This is a genomic window from Bradyrhizobium sp. Leo170 (assembly GCF_004296405.1).
Classification (GTDB): domain Bacteria; phylum Pseudomonadota; class Alphaproteobacteria; order Rhizobiales; family Xanthobacteraceae; genus Bradyrhizobium.
Genome location: NZ_PSRR01000366.1, coordinates 1 through 8446, shown reverse-complemented (window position 1 = coordinate 8446; position 8446 = coordinate 1). Strand labels below are relative to the sequence as shown.

Here is an 8446-nt window from a genome sequence, read left to right as displayed (position 1 = left end):
CCGCGAGCGCGTGCGTCACCCGCTCGCCTTTCGGCAACGCTTCGAGCGCGCGGTTGAGCCAGCCCGATTGCACCCTGCCCGGACCGGCAAAGCCGCTTTCGAGCACGTCCTGGCCATCAAAATGCGAGCGCTCGCGATAGGAGGTCGCGACCGCGTGGATCACGGCGGCCTGCTTTGCGCGATACATCCGCGCGAATTCCGGCATCGCCGGATGCAGGCCGAAGAAGGAGTCGAGCATGACGGCCGCATTCGGTCCGTCCGGCCGGAGCGCGATCGACCCATGCAGTCCGGCGTAATCGGGATCGCCGATCGGCGCCACTGTCGCAAGGCCATCCAGCGCGCCGCGCAGGATCACCACGACGAGCCGCGGATCGCGGCCATCCGCAGCGCGTGCGAATTTCGGCAAGTAGGCCCAGGCGGCGAACGCGGCGCCGCCGAGCAGCAGAGAGCGGCGCGAGGTGGCCTGCGACCGCAGGCCTTCACAACATTGCATCGTCACCTCCTCTGGAATTCCGGCGACATCAACAGCAGCGCCAGCGCTTGCTGACGCGATTCCGCGCGCTCGACGGTGCGACGCGTGTCCGGCGAGGCAGCGTCCGCGGCGACGAGCTCGAGCAGCTCGCGCGGGTCGATGCCATCGCCAAGCCGCGAGGCAATCTGCGCCGAGATATCAAGCCGCAGCTTCATGCCTTCGGGCGCGGCCCATGCCGCGCTGGTATCGGGAAAACCGTTCGGCCCGGCCGGCGACCACAATGGCTGGCCGAGGACATTGAGGCCGCCCAGATAGCGGGAGGGATCTTCGGGATTGCGCCCGAGCAGCCGGCCGGAGGCGATCAGGAATTCGTAGGGCGAACGCATCTTGGTCAGCGGCGCGTCCCACGCCTCGCCGGAATCGACAAGCGCGGTCGCGAGCGCCTTCAGATCGCCGTCCGTCCTGGTGAAGACATCCTGCAGCCGCGCCACCAGGGCCGGCGGCGGATCGTCGGCCACGAAGTGGCGCGCGAATTTGGTGGCGATGAATTTTGCTGTCGAGGGATGGCGGGCGATGTCGGCAAGCACGGCCTCGCCCTGCGCCACGCCATTCGGCTCGTAGACCTTGCCCATCACGCGCTGCGGGCCGGGCTGATGCGCGTTGGCATTGAACGCGAAAGTGCCGGATGGCCCGAGCTGGCCCTGCCGGCCGGCAAAGGTCCACCCCGTGATGACGCGCGCGAGCGAGGTGACGTCGTCCTGGGTATAGCCGCCGCCGACGCCGAGCGTGTGCAATTCCATGATCTCGCGGGCGAGGTTTTCGTTGAGGCCGCGGTTCCGGTTGATGCCGGCGCGCGAGTCCGGACCCAAGGATTGCTGGTTGTCGAGGAAGAACAGCATTGCCGGATGCTGCTCGACCGCCTTCAGCATGTCGGCGAAGCGGCCGACCACATGCGGCCGGATCGCCTCGCGCTCGAACGAGCCGGCCCAGATCCGCGCCAGCCCGCCCTTGTTGGCGGAGATGCAGAAATGGTTCGACCAGAACACGACCAGGCGCTCGACGAATCCGCAATCGGCAAAGGTCGCGCGCTGGATGCGCGCCAGCGCTTCAGTGCGAAACGTCTTCTGGATGACGTTGGCCGGTTGCGGCGGCGGCTTCGGCGGATTCGGCTGCGTCGCGGCATTCGCGTTATTGCCGTCGGCGGATGCCGCCATCGGCTCCTTGGCCATCATGTCCTTGGCGATCGAGGAGAGCGACGGGTTGCGGCGCTGCGCTTTGGGGTCCGTCGATGGCGCTTCCGTCGCTGCAGATTTCGCGACGGCGTCGCGCGCTTGCTGGATCTCGAACTGATAGTCGAACAGGGCCTTGCCGAGCGCCGGCGTGGAGGAAAGCCCGGGCATCTCCAAGAGCGCAGCATTGGCGCGATTGAGTTCTGATGTCACAAAGCCGCGCGGATCGGATGCCGCATTGACGAAATCGCCGGATGCGCCGCCGCGGGCGCCGAAACCGAAGCGATTGAGCGCAACAAGGGCTGCTTGCGAATCGCGGGCCATCGGATTTCCCTTCGGGCGTCCTCGGTCTATGATTTGTGCAACATCTTAGCGCGCATCCGGATGAACCCTGGATTAATTCAGCGAGAGGAGAGTGGCCGAATTCATGACAAATCGGAAAGAAAGCACCTCGCGTCAGCTTTCCTGCAGACGCTGCGGCATCGGCTTCACCTGCGACCTGTCGGGCGAATGCTGGTGCGCGGCGGAACCCTACCGCATGCCGATGCCGGCGCATGATGGCGGCGACTGCCTGTGCCCGGATTGCCTGCGCGCGCTCGCGAGCCAGCAAACCGATACGGCCGCGACGTGACGAGCCGCTGGGACATCAACGCCGTCCTGCTCGACATGGACGGAACGCTGCTCGACACAGAGAAGGTCTATTTCGACAGCCTGATCGCAGCGCTGAACGCGCACGGCTATACCGACGATGTCGTTGCCCTGTGTCACGCCATGATCGGCCTTCCCGGGCCGGAATGCGAATTGATGCTGGTGAGACGCTACGGCGACGATTTCCCGCTCGCCGAGATCAACAGGGCTTTCGCCGCCAACCGGGACGAAATGTTTCGCGCAGGGTTGCCGCTGAAGGCCGGCACCATCGAGCTGCTCGATGCGCTCGATCCGCGGAATGCCCGATGGCGATCGTGACTTCCTCCTCGCGCCGCTCCGCCGACCAGCACCTGACGCTCGCAGGAATCCGCGCACGCTTTGACACCATCCTGACGCGGGACGACGTTACGCACTGCAAGCCGAGCCCGGATCTCTATCTGCTGGCTGCAGAACGGCTCCGGGTGAAACCGCAGGCCTGCGTCGCGATCGAGGATTCCAACCACGGCGTGACCGCCGCCCACGCCGCCGGCGCGATCACGCTGATGGTGCCGGACATGATCCCGCCGACCGAGGAAACGCGCGCCAAATGCGCCGCGGTGCTGCCGGACCTCAACGCGGCGCTGGCGATGCTGCGCGAGCGCGGCGCGCTGTAACACCCGTCATTGCGAGCGCAGCGAAGCAATCCATCTCTCCGCGCGTGGAGACATGGATTGCTTCGTCGCTTCGCCCCTCGCAATGACGGTGAACTCTACACCTCGTATCCAGGCGACTTCCGCGCCATGCCGTCGAAGGCATCGAGCAGGCGCTCGCGCCAGGCGTAGACCGGATCGCTCTCGACCAGCAGCTTGAACGGGCTCACGACGCGCGCCCACTGGAAGCCACCGAACACGATGTAGTCGGCATAGTTCGGTTTGTCGCCGCCAAGATAGGCCTGTGTCCGCAGCGTCAGCCGCAGCGGATCGAGGCTCCTCCGGAAGCCTTCGACCGCGTGATCGCGGGTGGCGGCGGCCTCTTCCAGCGGCTTGCCCAATCGCGCCTCGCGCGTCTTGCGGAAATAGGCGACGTCATCAGGCGCAAGATGCGCGGGGATATCGGCGACGATCAGCGGGAAGATGCCGCCGATCACGGTCACATCGCCCCACCAGTTCAGCATGCGCCCCATCGCACGGCCGCCTTCGCCGCCGAACAGCGAGGGGCGGTCCGGATAAGTATCCTCGAGATAATTGGCGATCGCCCAGGAATCGGCGACGGAAGTGTCGCCGTCGAGCAGCACCGGCACCTTGTCGGACTTGTGCGGCGCGATCGTCTCTTTCTCGGTGAAGCACCAGGGGATCGACTCGGCGCCGAGCCCCTTATGCGCAAGCGCCATCCGCGCGCGCCAGCAATACGGGCTGAACGGACGGGCAGTGTCGGTGCCGACGAGTTCGAACAGTTTCATGGCCATGGATCAATCTCGCTGATGTCGGCGGACAGAGTAGCCGTGGCCACAGCGAGCGCAACCGCGGAAGCCGGAAGGCTGTCATGCCCCGCGAAGGCGGGGCATCCAGTACGCTGCGGCGGCTGCATGGATCCACGACCGCCGGTGGTTACTGGATCATCCGCCTTCGCGGATGATGACGGAGCACGCAGCAGCGCTACCGCACCACCGCCGCGGTCTGGCCGAACAAGATCTTGCGCTCCTCCTCGGTGCGGATCGCGGGCTGGCCGAAATTCGGATTGACCTCTTTCGCCTTGGCGTAGGCGCGCACCGTCGCGGGCCGATCCCTGATCGTTTCCAGCCAGCGCTTCAGATGCGGGAAATCGTCGATGTTCTGGCCCTGGTTCTGGTGGCCGACGACCCAGGGATAGCTCGCCATGTCGGCGATCGAATAGTCCCCGGCAACGAATTCGCGGTCGGCCAGGCGCTTGTTGAGCACGCCATAGAGGCGGTTGGTCTCGTTCACATAGCGGTCGATGGCGTATTGCAGCTTCTCTTGCGCATAGTTGCGGAAGTGATGGTTCTGCCCCGCCATCGGACCGAGGCCGGCCATCTGCCAGAACGTCCACTGGATCGCGTCGTAGCGGCCATAGAGATCGGCGGGCAGGAACTTGCCGGTCTTCTCGGCGAGATAGAGCAGGATCGCGCCGGACTCGAACAGCGAGATCGGCTTGCTGCCGCCCTTCGGCGCATGATCGACGATCGCGGGAATCCGGTTGTTGGGCGCGACCTCCAGGAATTCCGGCGTGAATTGCTGGCCCTTGCCGATGTTGACCGGGATGATCTTGTAGTCCAGCCCGGTCTCCTCGAGGAACATCGTGATTTTGTGGCCGTTCGGCGTGGTCCAGTAGTGGAGGTCGATCATGGGCGTGATCCTGCGGCTGGGTGGAACGCGCATCAGAAAAAGATGCGAATGCATGAATCTCGCAGAACCCGTGGCAAGTCAATCCGGTTCTTGGCGCCATGCGCGCGAATTTGATCGGCGGGTACACCGGCCCATGCATTGAGTCGAGATCGCCTCGGTCCTAGGCTTGGGCCCTCTCTGCATTCGGAATATCTTTTTAGGAGGATTCAATGACGAGAGATTTGCCACGACGTGATTTTCTCAAAGGTTCAGCCGCGCTCGCCGGCATTGCGGCCGCCGGTGGATTTTCCTGCATCGAGATCGCCAGTGCGGCACCGATCGAGGTGCCGACCGTCGACAGACTGTCGATCCGCGTATTGGTCGACAGCAGTTTCGACATGTTCTTCCGCCCGAAACAGGCAAACGGCGTATCGATCGCGCCGCCAGCGCGAAGCGCGGACTTCCGCAAGTCACTGCACAACGAATGGGGCCTGTCGCTGTGGCTGGAATCGCAGGCCGCGGGCACCCAGCGCACGCTGATGCTGGACTACGGCTACACGCCCGACGTGCTCATCAACAATATGGAGCTGGTCGGCGTCGAGCCGTCGAAGCTCGATGCGCTGATCGTCAGCCACGGGCATTACGATCATTTCGGCGGCCTGATCGGCTTCCTGGATAAATTCCGCGACAAGCTCCCCGCCGACGTGAAGCTCTACGCCGGCGGCGAGGACAATTTCTGCCACCGCGTCAACGCGACGCCGACCAAGGGCCAGTTCACCGATTTCGGCGCGCTCGACCGCCGCCAGCTTGCGGCGCACAAGGTCACGACCGTTCTCTGCGAAACGCCGACGGTGATCGCAGGCCATGCCTTCACCACTGGCAAGATCACGCGCCGCAGCATCGAGCGCATCCTGCCGCAGACCTGGGTCGAGTTCGGCATGAAAGACGGGCTCGGCTGCAATGCCGGCCATTATTTGCCGGCCGAGATGGAAGGCAAGATCGTCCCGGACGAGCACATCCACGAGCACGCGACCTGCTTCAACGTGAAAGACAAGGGGCTCGTGGTGATCAGCTCGTGCGGCCATGTCGGCATCGTCAATTCGGTGAAGCAGGCGCAGGAGGTCTCGGGCATCCAGAAGGTGCATGCCGTCGTCGGCGGCTTCCATCTCGGACCGGCGCCGAAAGACTACCTCACCGAGGTCGTGGCCGAGATCAAGAAGCTCGAGCCTGATGTCGTGGTGCCCATGCATTGCAGCGGACTGAATTTCGTCCAGGAGGCCACCGCGCAGATGGGCGACAAGGTGCTCGTCACCACGACGGGCAGCCGCCTCTCCTTCGGCGCATGATCCTGCGCGCCGCCAGCAGCGCCGGCATCGGTCTGTGGCTGATGCTGGCGCCTGTGCTTGCGCCCGCCTGCGCGGGCGATGCACCCGCGCGATCAGCGGCGGAGGTCATGGACATCCTGATGTGGAACCGGGAGCCGGTCGGCGGGCCATTCGAGCTCGTCGACCACACCGGCCGTATCAGCACCGAGCGCGACTTCCGCGGACGGCTGATGCTGGTCTATTTTGGCTTCACCTCTTGCCCCGATGTCTGCCCCACCGATCTGCAGGCGATCGGGCTTGCGATGGACCGGCTCGGCACCGATGCGGACAATGTGCAGCCTCTGTTCATCACGGTCGATCCCGAGCGCGACACGCCGCAGCATCTGGCGGACTATGTGCCGCTGTTTCATCCGCGCCTGATCGGATTGACCGGAAGCCTTGACGCGATCCGCAAGGCAGCGGACGCCTACAAGGTCTACAGCGCCAAGGTGCCGCTCGGGCAAGACCGCGGCGACTACACCGTCGACCACACTGCCTTCATCTATCTGATGGGCCGCGACGGCAGCTATCTCGGCTTCTTCCCGCCGGGCACCGCGGCCGACCGCATGGTCGAGATCATCCGCCAACACCTTGCCAAGTAGCGCGTTTTCGAGCGAAGCGGATACAGGTAGCACCAAGCCAGCTCAGCCAGCGCGGCCGTGCTCGCGCAGGAATCGTTCGCCACTTTCGGTGACCATCACCCGCAAACCCTCGACCGTTGGGCGGCGCACGACATAGCCGCGGTCGACGGCGTCTTCCCAGATCGTCAGCCGCGGGCAGGAGGTACGCCAGGTCTCGATGACTTCCGCGTAAGGCCGCGGCTCGCGCGCGATCCATTCGACGAGATCGAGAACCAACGCATCCGTCGCCTCCGTCATCGGACTTCCTCCGTCAATGCGCCATCGCGCTGTTACGCACGACGAGCAGCCAGCCACCATAGAGGATGTAGTAGCTCGCGACCGTCGTGATCAGCCGGTTCGCCCAGGTGCGAAACTGCGCGTCGCTCATCGCTTCCAGGATCCGGCGCGCCAGCGTGGTGCCGAGCATCGAGGCCGCCACAGCCACGCCCGCCAGCACCGGATCGAGCGTCGCGGCCTGGTCGATGATGCCGCCGAAATAGATCAGCTTGGTGAAATGGCTCGCGACCTGGCAGGTCGCCTTGGTCGCGACCACCTCGCGGCGGCCGAAATTGCCGCCGAGGAAGAAGGTGTCCATCAGCGGGCCGGAGACGCCGGTCATCAGCATCAGCCCCATGCAGACCGAGCCGTAGAACGTGCCCTGCCAGATGCTGTCGGGGTTCGGCTTTATTCCCTTCGGCATCAGCCGTGCCATGAACGGGGTGACGCCGAGCAGCAGCAGCGCGATCGGCTTGTCCGGCACGTAGCGCGTCGCCGACCAGATCGCCAGCGCCACGCCGCAGCCGATCAGGTAGACCGCGACCGGCCGCCAGCGGATATGCGCCCGCCACAGCAACGCGCGCCAGCCGTTCGATGCCATCTGCGTGATCGCGTGCAGCACCATCGCTGAGGGCAGCGGCAGGATGGTGAGCAGCACGCCGATCAGGATCAGCCCGCCGGCCATGCCGAACAGGCCCGACAGGAACGCTGTCGCGACCATCAGCACGCCAAGGGCTGCAATCACGAGCGGGCTCATCGTGTTTCCTCCTGATGAAAGTTTGTGCCCCGCTTGGACTCGCGGCGCAAACTGAGTTATCTCCTCCTGGCATCAGTTTTCCTGAGGGTGATAGCTTGCGGCGACTGCTCTTTCTCAACGGCATCAAGGCATTCGAGGCGGCGGCGCGCACCGGCAGCTTTGCCGGCGCGGGCGCCGAGCTCAACGTCACGGCCGCCGCGATCAGCCGGATGGTGCATCTCTTGGAAGAGCGGCTCGGGGTGGCGCTGTTCGAGCGCAAGGCCAACCGCCTCGTCACCACGGCGGCCGGCCGCTTCTACCAGAGCGGCTTGACGCCGATCTTCGATGCGCTGGCGAGCCTCACGGCGCAGGTCACCGCGCCCGCGAGCGTCCGCGTTCTGACCATCGGCGTCGGGCCGACGTTTGCGATGAAATGGCTGATCCCGCGGCTTGCCGCTTTCCAGAAGGAAGAGCCGGAGATCGAGGTGCGCATCACCACCGGCGGCGCCGCGGCGCCGGAGCCGTTCAGCGACGACTGGAGCTGCGGCATCAAGCTCGGCGACGGCAATTGGCCGGGGCTGGTGGCCGAGCCGCTGTTCGCCGCCGATCTCCTTCCGGTGTGCACGCCGCGGCTGGCGAGCCAGCTCAAGCGCGCAAGCGACCTGAAGGGGAGAAGCCTGCTTCGGGTGGCGCACTCGCCGGACGATTGGCCGATGTGGCTGAAGGCTGCGGGTGTCATCAGGATCACGGCGCGCGGGCCCGAGTTCGAGTTTTACGGCC

General features: G+C 65.2%; 10 protein-coding genes and 1 pseudogene. 5 read left to right on the top strand and 6 right to left on the bottom strand.

Annotated elements, in window-relative coordinates:
- Both CWO89_RS37045 and CWO89_RS37040 read right to left on the bottom strand, forming a co-directional pair.
- The coding region (locus CWO89_RS37045; RefSeq protein WP_130583317.1) for a DUF1501 domain-containing protein at nt 1-493 on the bottom strand (493 nt) is incomplete at its 3' end.
- Between the two features lie 2 nt (nt 494-495).
- Nucleotides 496-2025 (bottom strand): DUF1800 domain-containing protein, encoded by a 1530-nt coding sequence (locus tag CWO89_RS37040; RefSeq protein ID WP_130583316.1) that lies wholly within the window; start codon nt 2023-2025, stop codon nt 496-498.
- Between the two features lie 91 nt (nt 2026-2116).
- Here CWO89_RS37040 and CWO89_RS37035 point away from each other — a divergent pair, with 91 nt between their 5' ends.
- A complete protein-coding gene (locus CWO89_RS37035; protein ID WP_463702869.1) occupies nt 2117-2332 on the top strand; it encodes a cysteine-rich CWC family protein in 216 nt (71 codons plus the stop codon).
- A 35-nt stretch (nt 2333-2367) separates the two neighbouring features.
- A pseudogene (locus tag CWO89_RS37030) lies at nt 2368-3002 on the top strand (HAD family hydrolase).
- A gap of 95 nt (nt 3003-3097) precedes the next feature.
- Here the strand turns inward: CWO89_RS37030 and CWO89_RS37025 are convergent.
- Entirely contained in the window at nt 3098-3793 is a 696-nt protein-coding gene (locus CWO89_RS37025; RefSeq protein ID WP_130583315.1) for a glutathione S-transferase family protein, read from the bottom strand.
- Between the two features lie 190 nt (nt 3794-3983).
- Entirely contained in the window at nt 3984-4691 is a 708-nt protein-coding gene (locus CWO89_RS37020; protein ID WP_130583314.1) for a glutathione binding-like protein, read from the bottom strand.
- A gap of 209 nt (nt 4692-4900) precedes the next feature.
- On the opposite strand from CWO89_RS37020, the gene CWO89_RS37015 reads away from it, so the two are divergent.
- Complete coding sequence (locus tag CWO89_RS37015; protein WP_130583313.1) at nt 4901-6016, top strand: MBL fold metallo-hydrolase; 1116 nt, start codon at nt 4901-4903, stop codon at nt 6014-6016.
- Complete coding sequence (locus CWO89_RS37010) at nt 6013-6636, top strand: SCO family protein (protein WP_130583312.1); 624 nt, start codon at nt 6013-6015, stop codon at nt 6634-6636. The genes CWO89_RS37015 and CWO89_RS37010 overlap by 4 nt, the downstream gene beginning before the upstream one ends.
- Before the next feature lie 42 nt (nt 6637-6678).
- Here CWO89_RS37010 and CWO89_RS37005 read toward each other — a convergent pair whose 3' ends face one another.
- On the bottom strand, nt 6679-6912 hold the full coding sequence (locus CWO89_RS37005) for a hypothetical protein (RefSeq protein WP_130583311.1): 234 nt from the start codon (nt 6910-6912) through the stop codon (nt 6679-6681).
- 13 nt (nt 6913-6925) lie between these two features.
- Nucleotides 6926-7687, bottom strand: a complete 762-nt coding sequence (locus CWO89_RS37000; protein ID WP_130583310.1) for a sulfite exporter TauE/SafE family protein — start codon at nt 7685-7687, stop codon at nt 6926-6928.
- Nucleotides 7688-7782: 95 nt separating this feature from the next.
- Here CWO89_RS37000 and CWO89_RS36995 point away from each other — a divergent pair.
- Nucleotides 7783-8446: LysR family transcriptional regulator (locus tag CWO89_RS36995; protein WP_130583309.1), on the top strand; the 664-nt coding region annotated here is incomplete at its 3' end.